This window comes from Vibrio sp. A1-b2, assembly GCF_021726015.1.
In the GTDB taxonomy this organism is placed as follows: domain Bacteria; phylum Pseudomonadota; class Gammaproteobacteria; order Enterobacterales; family Vibrionaceae; genus Vibrio; species Vibrio diazotrophicus.
Map to the genome: position 1 here is coordinate 405,265 of NZ_JAKKCI010000004.1, position 14,081 is coordinate 419,345.

Annotated in this window: 16 protein-coding genes; 8 read left to right on the plus strand and 8 right to left on the minus strand. The window is 43.2% G+C overall.

What is annotated here, in order from left to right; all coding sequences use genetic code 11:
- Positions 1-26: 26 nt before the first annotated feature.
- Positions 27-2,387, minus strand: a complete 2,361-nt coding sequence (locus L3V23_RS11940) for a YgiQ family radical SAM protein (RefSeq protein ID WP_102965580.1) — start codon at positions 2,385-2,387, stop codon at positions 27-29.
- Positions 2,388-2,559: 172 nt separating this feature from the next.
- Here L3V23_RS11940 and L3V23_RS11945 point away from each other — a divergent pair, with 172 nt between their 5' ends.
- Entirely contained in the window at positions 2,560-3,243 is a 684-nt protein-coding gene (locus L3V23_RS11945; protein WP_102955203.1) for a hypothetical protein, read from the plus strand.
- Positions 3,244-3,334: 91 nt separating this feature from the next.
- Positions 3,335-3,535 (plus strand): DUF4250 domain-containing protein, encoded by a 201-nt coding sequence (locus tag L3V23_RS11950; protein WP_102965581.1) that lies wholly within the window; start codon positions 3,335-3,337, stop codon positions 3,533-3,535.
- A gap of 14 nt (positions 3,536-3,549) precedes the next feature.
- Here L3V23_RS11950 and metR read toward each other — a convergent pair whose 3' ends face one another.
- Entirely contained in the window at positions 3,550-4,461 is a 912-nt protein-coding gene (gene metR / locus L3V23_RS11955) for an HTH-type transcriptional regulator MetR (RefSeq protein ID WP_042488292.1), read from the minus strand.
- A gap of 335 nt (positions 4,462-4,796) precedes the next feature.
- On the opposite strand from metR, the gene parM reads away from it, so the two are divergent.
- Together parM and L3V23_RS11965 are read left to right on the plus strand one after the other, a co-directional pair.
- Complete coding sequence (gene parM, locus L3V23_RS11960) at positions 4,797-5,828, plus strand: plasmid segregation protein ParM domain-containing protein (RefSeq protein ID WP_102962655.1); 1,032 nt, start codon at positions 4,797-4,799, stop codon at positions 5,826-5,828.
- A complete protein-coding gene (locus tag L3V23_RS11965) occupies positions 5,821-6,876 on the plus strand; it encodes a hypothetical protein (protein WP_237292379.1) in 1,056 nt (351 codons plus the stop codon). Before parM ends, L3V23_RS11965 begins: the two co-directional genes overlap by 8 nt.
- Positions 6,877-7,027: 151 nt before the next feature.
- On the opposite strand, the gene flhB is transcribed toward L3V23_RS11965, so the two are convergent.
- Genes flhB through L3V23_RS11995 form a run of 6 tightly spaced genes read right to left on the minus strand, consistent with a single transcriptional unit; the run spans position 7,028 to position 11,075 of the window.
- Positions 7,028-8,146, minus strand: a complete 1,119-nt coding sequence (flhB, locus tag L3V23_RS11970; RefSeq protein ID WP_102965582.1) for a flagellar biosynthesis protein FlhB — start codon at positions 8,144-8,146, stop codon at positions 7,028-7,030.
- Positions 8,147-8,920 (minus strand): flagellar biosynthetic protein FliR, encoded by a 774-nt coding sequence (fliR, locus tag L3V23_RS11975; RefSeq protein WP_102965583.1) that lies wholly within the window; start codon positions 8,918-8,920, stop codon positions 8,147-8,149.
- Positions 8,921-8,935: 15 nt separating this feature from the next.
- Positions 8,936-9,205, minus strand: coding sequence for a flagellar biosynthesis protein FliQ (gene fliQ / locus L3V23_RS11980; protein ID WP_102962652.1), 270 nt, complete (start codon positions 9,203-9,205; stop codon positions 8,936-8,938).
- A 2-nt stretch (positions 9,206-9,207) separates the two neighbouring features.
- Positions 9,208-9,960 carry a flagellar type III secretion system pore protein FliP gene (fliP, locus tag L3V23_RS11985; RefSeq protein ID WP_102965584.1) on the minus strand — a complete coding sequence of 251 codons (753 nt, stop codon included), beginning with the start codon at positions 9,958-9,960 and terminating at the stop codon, positions 9,208-9,210.
- Positions 9,953-10,321 carry a FliM/FliN family flagellar motor switch protein gene (locus tag L3V23_RS11990; RefSeq protein WP_102962650.1) on the minus strand — a complete coding sequence of 123 codons (369 nt, stop codon included), beginning with the start codon at positions 10,319-10,321 and terminating at the stop codon, positions 9,953-9,955. Before L3V23_RS11990 ends, fliP begins: the two co-directional genes overlap by 8 nt.
- On the minus strand, positions 10,314-11,075 hold the full coding sequence (locus tag L3V23_RS11995; RefSeq protein WP_102965585.1) for a FliM/FliN family flagellar motor C-terminal domain-containing protein: 762 nt from the start codon (positions 11,073-11,075) through the stop codon (positions 10,314-10,316). Before L3V23_RS11995 ends, L3V23_RS11990 begins: the two co-directional genes overlap by 8 nt.
- Positions 11,076-11,360: 285 nt before the next feature.
- On the opposite strand from L3V23_RS11995, the gene flgB reads away from it, so the two are divergent.
- The 4 genes from flgB to flgE are packed head-to-tail and all read left to right on the plus strand — an operon-like array spanning position 11,361 to position 14,081.
- Positions 11,361-11,708 (plus strand): flagellar basal body rod protein FlgB, encoded by a 348-nt coding sequence (flgB, locus tag L3V23_RS12000; RefSeq protein WP_102962648.1) that lies wholly within the window; start codon positions 11,361-11,363, stop codon positions 11,706-11,708.
- A 42-nt stretch (positions 11,709-11,750) separates the two neighbouring features.
- Positions 11,751-12,176: a flagellar basal body rod protein FlgC gene (flgC, locus tag L3V23_RS12005; protein WP_102965586.1), complete on the plus strand. Its 426-nt coding sequence runs from the start codon at positions 11,751-11,753 to the stop codon at positions 12,174-12,176.
- 3 nt (positions 12,177-12,179) lie between these two features.
- A complete protein-coding gene (locus L3V23_RS12010) occupies positions 12,180-12,869 on the plus strand; it encodes a flagellar hook capping FlgD N-terminal domain-containing protein (protein ID WP_102965587.1) in 690 nt (229 codons plus the stop codon).
- A gap of 15 nt (positions 12,870-12,884) precedes the next feature.
- Positions 12,885-14,081 (plus strand): flagellar hook protein FlgE, encoded by a 1,197-nt coding sequence (gene flgE, locus L3V23_RS12015; RefSeq protein ID WP_102962645.1) that lies wholly within the window; start codon positions 12,885-12,887, stop codon positions 14,079-14,081.

A 14,081-nucleotide genomic window follows, 5' to 3' on the forward strand; every position in this document is an offset into this window, starting at 1 on the left:
TTTATGCTTTGCTGTTCACCAACGCTTTATTGCGTACGTTGAGAAGGTCGGTTCTGCCCTTTGCCTTTGTTTGCATTTGGTCGAGCACTGCTTTGCGGGCGGCCGTTACCTTGACCTTGTGGACGACTGCTGCCTTGTGAACTGCCGTAGGAACCTTTTGCACCTGATTTGTTGTTGCCCGATGCTTTGTTTCCTCGTGGGTTATCGCCACGATTGTTCTCTTTACGGCCATTTTCACCACGACCGCTATCACCACGACTATTGTCACCACGAAGTGCATCAAATCCCGGTTGTGACTTGGTATGCTTGGTAGCAAATCGGTTTGAACCGTGACGACCTGACTTACGACGCTGCGCTGGCGTGAGTTTGTCACCATCTTCAGCAGGAACTAAACAGTTTGGTTTATCACCAATCAAATGTTTCTTGCCCATGTTGATTAGAGCTTCGCGGATCAGCGGCCAGTTTAGTGGGTCGTGATAGCGAAGAAGGGCTTTGTGCAAACGTCTTTGACGGTCACCTTTCGGTACAGTGACATCTTCACGTTTTTTGTATTTCACACGTTTTAAAGGGTTCACTTCAGAGTGATACATCGCCGTTGCGTTACACATTGGTGATGGGTAGAAGTTCTGTACTTGGTCACACTCGTAGTTGTGGCTTTTCAGCCATAGCGCCAAGTTCACCATATCTTCATCTTCTGTACCTGGGTGAGCAGAGATGAAATAAGGAATTAAGTATTGCTTCTTGCCCGCTTCAGCACTGTATTTATCAAACATTTCTTTGAAACGGTCGAATGTACCCATACCCGGTTTCATCATCAGATCAAGCGGGCTCTTTTCGGTATGCTCTGGAGCAATTTTCAGATAGCCACCTACGTGGTGAGTCACAAGCTCTTTGACATATTCAGGTGACTCAATGGCGAGGTCGTAGCGAACACCAGATGCAATCATCACTTTCTTAATACCTTCCACTTTACGCGCTTCACGATATAAATCGATGGTGTGCTTGTGGTCGGTATTGAGTTTATGACAGATGCCCGGGAACACACAGGAAGGTCGACGACAGTTGGCTTCCGCTTTAGGATCAGAACAACCTAAACGGTACATGTTTGCTGTCGGGCCACCTAAATCCGAGATAGTGCCAGTAAAGCCCGGTACTTTATCGCGGATCTCTTTGAGTTCGTTGATGATCGATTCTTTCGAACGGTTCTGAATGATTCGACCTTCGTGTTCGGTAATAGAACAGAAAGAACAGCCACCAAAACATCCACGCATAATGTTGACTGACGTTTTAATCATGTCATACGCAGGGATCTTATCTTTACCGTATTTAGGATGCGGTACACGTGCATACGGCAGATCAAACACATAATCCATCTCTTCGGTGGACAATGGGATTGGTGCTTGGTTAACCCAAAGCTCACGGTTGCCGTGGCTTTGAATCAGAGCACGGCCTGAATACGGGTTAGTCTCTAAATGCAGTACGCGGCTTGCATGAGCATAAAGAATACGGTCATTAATCAGTTTCTCGTAAGAAGGCAAACGCACAGCTGTGGTTTTTGAATCATGACGGGAAGGGCGAACGGTAATCGGCTTCGCTTCTTCTTCCTCTTTCTTGGTTTCACATTGTGTTTCAACTTCGTACGGGTTAGTCGGTATAAATGGCGTACTTGGTTTATCAATTCTTGATGAATCAATAACCTTGAAACCTTCAGGTACTGACGCAAGGTTTATTGCTGTGCCGCGTACGTTAGTCAGATCGCTGATTGATTCGCCGTCAGCTAAGCGGTGTGCCACTTCTACCAGAGCGCGTTCTGCGTTACCAAATAACAGAATGTCGGCTTTCGCATCAAACAGTACTGAACGTCGAACTTTGTCTGACCAATAGTCATAGTGCGCAACACGACGCAGGCTTGCTTCAATACCACCCAGTACAATTGGCACATCTTTATAAGCTTCACGACAACGCTGAGAATAAACCAGTGTTGCACGATCAGGACGCTTACCGCCTTCATTGTTCGGAGTGTAGGCATCATCATGACGCAATTTTCTGTCTGACGTGTAACGGTTGATCATCGAGTCCATGTTGCCTGCTGTAACGCCGAAGAATAAGTTCGGTTTACCCAGCGCCATAAACGCGTCTTTATTTTGCCATTCTGGTTGCGCAATGATGCCGACGCGGAAACCTTGTGCTTCCAACAGACGACCTATGATTGCCATACCAAAACTTGGGTGATCGACATAAGCGTCACCGGTCACAATGATAATGTCGCAGCTATCCCATCCAAGCGCATCCATCTCTTTACGGCTGGTAGGTAAAAAGCGTGCGGTACCGAAGCATTCTGCCCAGTACTTTTTGTGTTGATGGATAGGAGTAATATCGCTGTACATATTTTGACCTTGTATTTGAGAGGTGCGCATTATAGCGGCTTGAAGATGGAGTATCTAGCGGAACATCACCTCATCTTTGTTGGGGATTTTGTTAAGTCTACAGAGATAGGAAAGAGAACTGCGCTTTGCTATTATCGCCCTCTATTAAAACTTGGCTCACTTATTTGAAATTATGGTTTATTCACTACTTTCTGTTTTCGCTCCTATGCTTTTGGGCGCTCAAATTATTCTGACGATGATTTTGGTTAAAGGTGATATTTGTCCGGGTCAACGTGGGCGCATACATAAGATATTGCCTTCAATAGGTGTGCTTTGGTTGGCCGTCGCTTCGATTAAGATTGAAGCATTTTTGGTGGTATTTGCTATTTTTTACTTCTATTCCCGAGTGCAGACGACCAAAACTCGTGATGAAGGACCTATTTGGGTTCTTTATCTGGCTAACGGTTTATCACTGGCATATGTCGGTGTATTGATTAGTGAAGCGGCAAGCTGGAGTGCTTCTTTATCACTGTTCATGATGATATTTTTGCTTGGGTCGGTATTCGCGAACATGCTTTTGTCTATTGCTCGTAGCAGACTAGATGCGTTTCATCGTATTCTGCCTGTGGTAGGAATTTTGTCTGCAATGGCTACAACGTTGTGCATTGTTCCATTTGCTTACTCACTTGAAAGCGAACAGTTAGCCGAGTTAACCATGCCATTGATCATCAGTTTCAGTTTACTGATTGCTGGTATCGTTTTTTGGAGCTGGCATATTATTACGGCCAAGAAGCCGGAGAAAGGTCAGTTAGCGGTAGCATTCTTGCTGGTGTTGCTGGCGAGTACAGGTTTTCACAGTCTTTATCTGATCCAATAATCAGAATTTAACTCCCTAGAGCAAAATCACTTTTCTTGTGTGAAATCCAGACTAGGCTTAATAAGTGGGTTTTGTTCAAAGGAGTGCCGATATGGATCTGAGCAATGTTAATAAGCTGGACAGTATTATTCTCTTAGGCATAGTGAATGAGAAGCTACGCTTGGAGTGTGACAGCTTAGATGAGCTGGTTTCCACTTATGAAATGGATGTTGATAGCGTGGTTGGTAAATTGAGTCATCTTGGCTTTCGCTATGATCCATTAACCAACCAGTTCAAATCATCAGGTTGTTAAGTTTAATCGCATTTTTAAGCCATCTTGATTCCGTCAAGGTGGCTTTTACATTGCTGTTTTGCCGTTGCAAAGAATGTTTGTAAGTAGCGTTTGTCTTTATCGCTATTACGCACCGCCGCAAACAGTCGACGCCATAAGCCATTGCCCAATGGTTTACTGGTGATCAATCCCTGACGCGAAAACTCGCTGATGGCCCAATTAGGCAGAGCAGCAACGCCTAAGCCTGCCGACACCATCTGTACCAACATCAATGTATTATCTGCTTGTTTCCATTTTGCTGGCTCTACACCTGCGGGGTGTAAGAAGTGTTTCACTACATCTAAACGCTGCTTCTGCACTGGGTAGCTCAACAGTGTTTGTTCTGCCAAATCTTCTGGTGCAATAGACTCTTTGATGGCGAGAGGATGGTTAGTGGCAGTGATTAAGCGCATTTCAAAATCAAACAGAGGTTCGTAGTGTACTTCTGAGCGCGGAAGAATGTCGGAAGTAATCACTAAGTCCAGTTCGCCAGCAAGCAGTGCCGGCAGAGGCTCAAAACCGAAGCCAGATGAAAAGTCTAACGCGACACTTGGCCAAGCCACTTGATACTCTCTTAACGCGGGCATAAGCCATTGGAAACAGGAATGGCACTCAATCGCCATATGCAGCCTGCCGTTCACGTCTTCTTTTAAGCTCGCTAGCTCATTTTCCCCTTTGGCGATTCTCGGCAGAATATCATCGGCAAGCTTTAACAGTATTTCACCCTCGGAAGTAAACTTTACCGGTCTTGTTTTTCGTAAGAAAAGTTGACTACCAAGTCTCGCTTCCAGGTCTTTAATCTGATGAGAAAGGGCTGATTGAGTCAAATGGAGTGAAGTCGCTGTTGACGTCAATGATCCTGTGTCTCTCAGCGAAGCAATCGTTCTTAAATGTTTTAGCTCTATCATGAGATTTCCTCATCATTCCGTAAGCATCATGAATTTAAAAACTAACTTACGCCCTTTTTTTGGAGCTGTAAACATCTAGACGTCTATTTTAAATATAAATGGCATGTCAGTTAAGGCTGTAAGTGTGTAGGTTTTGCATTGTGAGGCTTTTCTTATTTTGCTGTCATCCTAGAGGTTTGAGTTTATGTGGTTGAAATAAAGTGAAATAAAAACAATTAGTTAAATTTGTTTTTGGGTGGTTTTGATATTTTGCTGAAGTTAGGTTAATCGGCAGTGCTTCAGTTAACATCCGCCTTCGCTCCTATTTAGTTGGTTTTTATCTTAAGGTTACACACATGACTAATACTTTGATGAAATTTGCTGTTGATGATGGTTCAACAAACGTAAAAGTAAGTTGGTTGGCTGACGGTGAAATTAAAAGTTTGGTGTCACCAAACTCATTTAGAAAAGATTGGAAGAGTGCAGCGTTAAGAAACGATAAAAAAGTCTACAACTACACTATTGATGGCTTTAAATACACTTACGATGCAACGTCTGATAAAGCATTAGAAACAACGCACGTTGATTATCAGTACGATGATTTGAACTTACTGGCGGTGCATCATGCACTTCTTCAAACAGGTTTAGAGCCTTGTAATGTTTCTCTGGTTGTGACTTTACCGATCACTGAATACTACCGTTTTGAAGATTGCCAGAAGAATGAGAAGAACATTGAACGTAAACGCCAAAACCTGATGCGTGAAATCTCACTCAACAAAGGTAAAACGTTCAACGTGGTAGAAGTGGAAGTGATGCCGGAAAGTTTACCTGCGGTGTTATCAACGCTAGTGAACTCTAACTGCAATGAATTCACGCGCTCTCTTGTGATCGACTTAGGCGGTACTACTTTAGATATGGGTATTGTTGTTGGTGAGTTTGACGAAGTGTCAGGCGTATATGGCAACAACGAAATCGGCGTATCTATGGTGACCAACACGGTTCGCAAAGCATTAGCGTTTGCAGACAGTGACTCAAGCTACCTTGTAGCAAATGAACTTATCCGCCGTCGCCACGATGATGAATTTGCGTCAGAAGTGATTAACGATGAATCTCAAATCGAGATGGTTCGTGAAAAAATGAATGCTAAAATTCATGAGCTTGGTAAGCAAGTTGTTACTGAAGCGAAGAAGTTTGCTAAAAACCCGAACCGCGTTTACCTCGTGGGTGGCGGTGCAACCCTTATTTATGATGCAGTGAAAGATGCGTATCCAACATTAGGTGACCGAGTTATCCTTGTTGACAACGCTCAGTCCGCGTTGGCTCAAGAAATGTGCTTGTATCATGCAGATGAAAACAACAGCAACGTAGAGGAAGCTGTTGATGAATAAGCGCTTCAAACGCGTATCTCTGGCGATCTACCTCGACCCGTTGCAATCTATCCCTGATAGCTTTGCCTACAATACGTTTATTGGCTGGTCGAAAAAACGTAAAGAACTCGCGGCGGATTCTACCGCTGCGATGGAGCTGCACCAGTTAGTCCACATCCATAAAGATATTTATATGAGTGGCATGTTTCTGCATTGTTTAAAACCAGAACTGGCGACCAGTTTTGCGATGGCATTGTCTAACGATTCAATTACCGAGCAGTCGCTTCTGGACATTCTGAAGGTGCATCAGATTCAACCTCATGGTGTCCAAAGTCGAGTGGAAGAAGGCGCGTCAACGGAAAGCATGACTTTTGATGTTGATTCAGTGATTGATAATGTTTCATCTAAGATTGAACATCTGCTCGAAATGAAACTGTCTGAGCATTTATCTCAGATAGATTTTTCTGCCAACACCACGCCGTCCGTCCCTGATTTCACTCATATTACTGAACATATGAGTTCTCAGCTTGCGCAGCATCAGCAATCATTAGTTGAGCATATTGCCGCTCATGCTAATACTCAGTTTGAAAGCAAGATAGACGCACAGGCGTTAAGCCAAGAAATTGTCAACTCGATGAGTGGCAAATTCGCAGAGAATGAAAAAGCGCTTCGTGACCTGATCACGCTAATGCCGAGTTCAAGCTCAAATGACATTGATACTTTGGCACTGAGCCAAGATATAGCTTCCATCATTAGTAGTCAGTTAATTGAACACCAAAAGCAACTGATGGGCGGTTCCTTATCAAGTTCCCAGCTAGCTTCTGTTGATCAACAAGCTCTCAGTCATGATATTGCGAAAGCAATTGGCGATAAACTCGATCACAGCCAGCAAATTACCGAGCTTAAGAGCGTAGTGACTCAACAAAACACATTGATTAGCCAGTTGATGCAACAGATTAAACAGCAGGGCGGGGTAGTTGCAACACCTGCCAATTTTGCTGAACCTCAAGAGTCTGTTGAGGAACGTTTGGAGAAAGTACAACGTCTGAAAAAGAAAGGCGTGTTTTAATTTCTCTCGTCTTAAATTCGCGTTAATACTAAAAAGCCAGCCTGTGAGTGCTGGCTTTTTGCTGTCTGTTCGAAACCAACTCAGATGGTGGTGACGGATGACAACAAAACGACGCGAGTATTTAAAGGCGAATAGTTTAATAACGAATAACTTAATAGCGAATATTTTCAGGAATCGTAAAGCTTGGTAGCTTGTTTGGTTTGGCTTGTTGGCCCTTGCGCCATGCTTGTAGTTGTTGAACGTATTTCAGAATTTGTGCCACAGCAAGATATAACTGATTTGGAACCATCTGGTTGACTTGCGTTGTGTGGTAAATAGAACGCGTAATTTCGGGAACGACTAACACTTCAATTTCATGTTTGTCTGCCAAAGAGCGAATGTAGAACGCAACTTCGTCTTTGCCTTTGGCGACGACAAACGGAGCTTCTGCTTTTTCGATATCGTATTTAAGCGCGACAGCATAATGAGTCGGGTTCATTAATACTACGTCCGCAGTTGGTACCATTTTGTTGGCTGAGTTGCGAGCGTATTGCATTTGAATTTGACGTCGGCGTCCTTTGACTTCCGGGCTACCTTCTTGCTGCTTGTGCTCTTGTTTTAACTCTTCTTTGGACATCATCATCTGCTTGCTAAACGTCATTTTTTGATAAGGGACGTCGATCAAACCGAAAATAACGGCAACGGAAATCAACATGATGACAAGCGTTATTAGGTTACCAAAAGCAATTTGTGTCACCGTCTGAAATGAGGCTCTGACAAGACCACTAATAATCCCGACGTTGTTATTCAGTGTGGTGTAGAGCAGGAACAAAATTATGGCGATTTTTACCACACTCTTGAGAAACTCAACGAAGGTCTGTTTAGAGAAAATACGTTTGATACCAGAGGCCGGATTGATCTTAGAGAACTTCGGACTGATTTGTTTGAAGTTAAAGTTGAAACCGCCAAGAACACTACTTGCTCCTACTGCTGTCAGTGTTATGAACAACATCATTGGTGCAAACAGCTTAATAATAATGAACAAGGATTGGGCCAGAAGTTCTAGGCTAGGCTCTATGTCGAATATGGTTGTTGAATCAAAGGTAAAAGCCGTTTCAAACAGCAGAAAGATAGATCGCTTGAGCTCTGCGCCATACATGTAGAAATAGCTCACGCCGACTATCATACAGATAGCAGTCGTAAACTCTTTGGCACGGGCTACCTGACCTTCTGCGCGCGCTTTGGTGAGTTTCTGGCTACTGGCCTGTTCGGTTTTATCCCCTTGACTCATTTATAGACTCAACACGTAATTCATGTGGTCACGCATTTCGCTGACCAGATCAAAGAAAATATCACCGACACCAAAGATAGACAGCATCAAGGCAAACATGCCCAACAACATGGTCATCGGGAAACCTAATGTAAAAATGTTCAATGAAGGCGCTATCTTGCCCAGAAAACCGAAGGTAACGTTACTTAGCATCATGGTTAACATGGCAGGAATGGCAATAATCAGGGCAGAAGAGAACATCCAGCCGAACATGGTGAGTACATGCTTGATGCCTTCAAATGGATACACGGTATCAAATGGCCAGTGGCGGAAGCTATCGACAAAGATATCCAGAATGATCAAATGGGCGTCCAATGAAAGCAACAACAACATTGCTGTGATATTGAATATACGTGCGGTAATTGGCACGCTGGCGCCGCTGCTAGGGTCGTTCATCACTGCCATAGCAAGACCCATCTGCATTGAGACCGCCTGCCCGCCAATACTGAATATGTTCATAAACAGCAATACAACCATGCCCAGAATGAAGCCAAAGCTAAACTGGTATATGGCAAACACATAGGCTTGGATAGAAAACGGATTGAGTGACGGAACGCTATCAATAATGCCGGCACACATGATCGAGAAGATCATAGGGAGCAGAATTCTTACCACTACAGGAATACGTGTGTCGCCAAAGAAAGGCACCACCAAAAAGAAGCCGGCAAAGCGCACGAATGGCCACCAAACAAAGCCAAGCCATTCCGTAATCTGCGTGAAGGTGAGATCGAGCATACTAGAGCCGCGCTTTTACTGCGCCAGAGTCGGCACAGTGAAGAAAATGTACTCGAAAAACTCAGATACTTGCGTCAGAAGCCAGTGGCCCGCAAAAATGATGCTCAGCATAGTAATGATCAGACGCGGAAAGAAGCTCAGTGTCTGTTCGTTGATCTGAGTGACGGCTTGCAAAACAGCAACCAGTAAGCCGACTAACAGGCTCGGGACAATCAGTACCGATACCATAGAAACAACAACCCATAATGCTCGTGCGACAATGGTTACTGACATTTCAGGAGTCATATCTAGCCTCCTATCCAGAAGCTTTGTGACAAGCTACCCAGTAACATTCCCCAGCCATCAACGACAACAAATATCAGCAGTTTAAATGGTAGTGACACGATCAATGGTGAAAGCATCATCATACCCATAGACATCAATACGGATGCCACAACAAGGTCGATGATTAGAAATGGTAAGAACACCATAAAGCCAATCTGGAACGCAATTTTCAGTTCACTCAGTACATAGGCTGGCAACAGCACCAAAAACGGAATGTCTTCGGGTTTGTCTGCTAAAGGTTCGTCTGCTATTTTGGTGACTTGTTCAAGAGTCTGGGTTTGCGTTTGCGCCAACATATATTCACGCAAAGGAACACTGCCTCTTTGTAGAGCATCAACTAAGGTGATTTCATTATTGGCATAAGGTTGGTAGGCATTGTCGTAAATGTCTGTCCAAACTGGACGCATAATCAGGATACTAAAGATCAAAGCAAGGCCTACCAATACTTGGTTTGGTGGCGACTGCTGTAAACCGAGCGCTTGTCTTAAAATACCCAATACAATGATGATGCGTGTAAAGCAGGTACACATGATGATAAATGCTGGAATAAAGCTCAGCATTGTCATCAAAATGAGGATTTGCAGTTTTACCGAGTATTCACTGGAGCCTGAAGCATCATTGATGGTGAACAGGCTCAGTTCTGGCTCTGCTGCTGCTATGTTAGGCAACAATAAAAAAAGGATGACTGTTAGCCATCCTAAAAGCTTTTTATTCATGGCTTCCACTATCGACTAGAGACAAAACTTGAACACCGTATTTGCCATCCTTAGTGATAATGCTTCCTGTACCAAATAAAACACCGTTGATCTTGATATCAACGGGCTCGCCTTCATGCTTATCCAGCATGACAACAGAAGAAGGTTCAATCGCCATCACTTCTTTTAAAGGAAGGCTGCGTCTTGAAACTTCTACTGTCACTTCAACAGGAATGTCGCGAATCATACCAATGTTTGACTTGCTTGTTGGTGCATCTAACGTGTTAGGTGCTTTATTCGATGTTAACGCTGAATCCTGTGCATCGAAATCCAGGTCATCGTTTAGCAGGTCAAGATCATCTAGTTGGTCTAAATCACTCATACTTCACTCCAAATTGAGCATGTTCATCAATGACAAGTTGACCTTTAAATAGAGTGTTGCCACTTACTTTCACGTCAATTTGTTCAGGTTTTTGCAAATCGATTACGTCCCCGACAGAGATGGTATCAAGCGCATCAATAGATAATTCTGTTTTCATCAGAATGGCGCTGATATCAACGGGCACTTGATTCAATGTTGCGACGACATCTTTCTGTGTAAATGGTTTGTATTTTCTTAAACCATTTGAAAAATATTTCAACGAATCTTCACTGAAGGTAATAAACATGTCTTCATGTATATTGCCTACAATAAGTTCGCAATTAATTTCAATGTCAGTGTGTTTAATCTTTTCACATTGAATCGCTTTTATTTTTTCGCTAGGAAATAAACAATTAATTATTTTACTTACAAAACGTTCAAAAAATTTACTGTGTGAAACTGTAATTGAATTAATGCCCACATTGCTATCTGAACTATTTGTAGGAATATTCAGATGTTTGCAAAATAGTTTATCCAACGTACTGATGGATAAAGAAAAAGAAATAATACCGATATTACTTATATCAAGGCATATTTCGTGTAAGTCTTCTTCAGAAGAGCCTTCGTCTCGTGGCTCAACTTCGACGGATACACCATTAAAGGTACCACGTAGCTGACGTTTAATTACGTTCGCATGTTCTTGAAGAAACTCAATAATCCTTTTTTTAATGGCAATTTTCGGATTGCCAATATCGGTTATTGCGATATGTTGCATGAAAATACTCCAAAGAACTAAACCGAATTATAGGGTTCGGTAATAGGCGGGCGATTATACATAAGCACAATATTACTTCAAATGAAAAACAGCCCATTATTCTTAATATATTGCTATGTAAGGATTGTTAGGAAGATCTACGAAGGAGTTTGGGACTATTCCTACATTCGAAATGATTCCATTTATTTATAATGCAGATCATTAATGTTGAATGTTTTATTTTCAGGTTATGAATGCATTGCAGAAATAACCATGAATGCATTATTAGGATTTTATTGTAGCGCCATGATTAGTTTAGACAATGCTTTAGGGATACACCCTACAATGCTGCAATTTCGAACAGAACGTACCTCGGTACTTGCTTCGAATATTGCAAACGTAGATACGCCTAATTACAAAGCAAAGGACGTTACGTTTAATGCAGTAATGTCTGAAATTGGCGGCGTATCATCGACTCGTATTCAAACCGATACGATGTACAGAATACCAGTGCAACGTTCTCGAGACGGAAACACAGTAGAGCTTCAATCTGAACAAGCCCGATTTGCTCAAAACAGTATGGAATACCATCAGAGTTTGCAGTTTCTAAAGTCAAAAGTATCAGGCTTAAAACGAGCGATTGAAGGTCAATAAGGTTCTGACACAGAACCATGAGTAATTTATTTAAGGGGCACCATGTCTTTTAACGGCATTTACGAAACATCCGGTTCAGCTATGACGGCTCAAACCATTCGTTTGAATACAATCTCTAGTAACTTGGCGAACGCTGATTCGGTCGCGAGTAACCCAAACGATGTGTACAAGCCATTAAAGCCAGTTTTTTCTGCAGCGTTTAACTCGCTGTCTGCAGCACAAAAAGATCAAGGTCTGGTACCTGTAAAAATTGCAGATGTGATTGAGTTGGATGGTCTGGCACAAACTCGCTATGAGCCAAATAACCCTTTGGCCAATGATCAGGGATACGTTTACCACACAGGAATAAACGTGGTGAATGAAATGGCAGACATGATGTCCTCAACACGCAGTTTTGAAGCGAACGTTGAAGTGCTTAACAACGTGAAATCAATGCAGCAATCTTTGATGCGTATTTGGGAGGTGTAATAGATGGCAACTGTAGTAGCTGGTGCAGACACTAGCGTCAGCGTTCAATCGGCCACAACTTCCGCTTCAGCCGTTGCAACCAATCAGAACAGCGCGGATGCATTGTATAACCAATTTATTACCTTGATGGTGGCTCAGGTTCAGAACCAGGATCCGTTGAATCCTTCTGACGGTACAGAATACGTATCTCAGCTAGCGACTTTTGCTCAGGTGCAAAGTACTGAGAACATGGTGACGATTCTCAACAACAACGCCATCATGATGGATAACTTACAAGTACTGACGACCGCAGACTTGGTGGGTCAAACTGTGTCTGTCCGTACGGATACACTACAAGCGGATGGCAGCACTGTTTACGACGGCTCTATTGAGCTGACATCGCCATCTAACACGGTAACGCTTCAACTGACTGATGAACAAGGCAACGTGACCAACATTGCTTTGGGCAGCCATTCTTCTGGCAAAGTCGATTTTTCTATTGATACAGCTGAGTTAGGTCTCGAAGGCAAGTACAGCATGAATGTACTGCTCGATGAAGGCCAAACTTACACACCCAATATTACGCTAAACGGAACTGTTGAAATGGTCTCTATCCCATCTACTGGTGGTGCTAGTGTCTTGACTATCAACGGCATTGGCGACATTCCATTTTACGAAATTGCCTCTTTTGGGCAGAAAAGTAACAACAGTTAATTAAGAGAGTATTTTATGAGTTTTAATATTGCCCTAAGCGGTCTAAATGCCTCTAACCAAGAGCTAAATACCATTTCAAATAACATCGCTAACTCATCAACGACGGGCTTTAAAGAGTCTCGTACCGAGTTTGGCTCTGTATATAACGGTGGTCAAGCGGGTGGTGTGCAAGTGAATGGCATCAGCCAGAACTTTGATTCACTGGGTTCAATCGCAGGTACTGGTCGTTCGTTAGATATGGCGTTAACGGGCGGTGGTTTTTTTGTTATCCAAGAAGGTAACGGTCAGATGAGCTATACCCGTAACGGCGCATTCTCTATGGATGCGAATGGCTACATTGTTTCCAATACTGGCGGTAGCCTACAAGGGTATCAAGTGGATGGAAATAATAACTTGCTAGAAGGTTCAGTGGGTAACCTGAAGATTGACAGTGCTTCACTGCCAGCGAAAGCAACGGATAGCATGACATTTACGTCAAACCTGGATTCTCGTTCAGAGGTTGTTGATACGGCGACTTATCCGTTTGATCCTTCAGATTCAAATTCTTACACCAACTCATACACGACTCCAGTTTATGACTCATTGGGTAACGAGCACACACTGACTCAGTATTTTGTAAAAACTGCTGACAACGAATGGTCGATTCACTCTGTTGTTGATGGTGATACCACGAATGTCATTACTGAATCACCCGTAACCTTTGATACTACAGGTAAGCTGACATCAAACCCGTCATACACAGTGACGGCAAATGCAGCGGGGGCAAACCCACTGGATATCACTATCGACATTTCAAAACTCAGCCAGTACGGCAGTGACTTTGTGGTTTCTCAAAACAGCGCGAATGGTTACACCGCTGGTGATTTTGCGGATATCCGTATCGAATCAAACGGTATGGTTTATGCGACATACAGCAATGGTCAGTCTCTGCTTCAAGGCCAGTTAGTTCTTGCAAACTTCACTGCGCCGCAAGAACTACTACAAACATCAAACACGTCTTGGACGCAAACTTTCGCGTCAGGCAATCCTGTGTACGGCGTACCAGGTACCGGTCAATTTGGTGAACTTGCTTCTGGTGCGCTTGAAAGCTCAAACGTTGATTTAACTTCTGAGCTGGTAAGCCTGATGACCGCGCAACGTAACTACCAAGCGAACACCAAAACGATTTCTACATCAGATCAACTGATGCAGTCGCTATTTAACGCGGTTTAA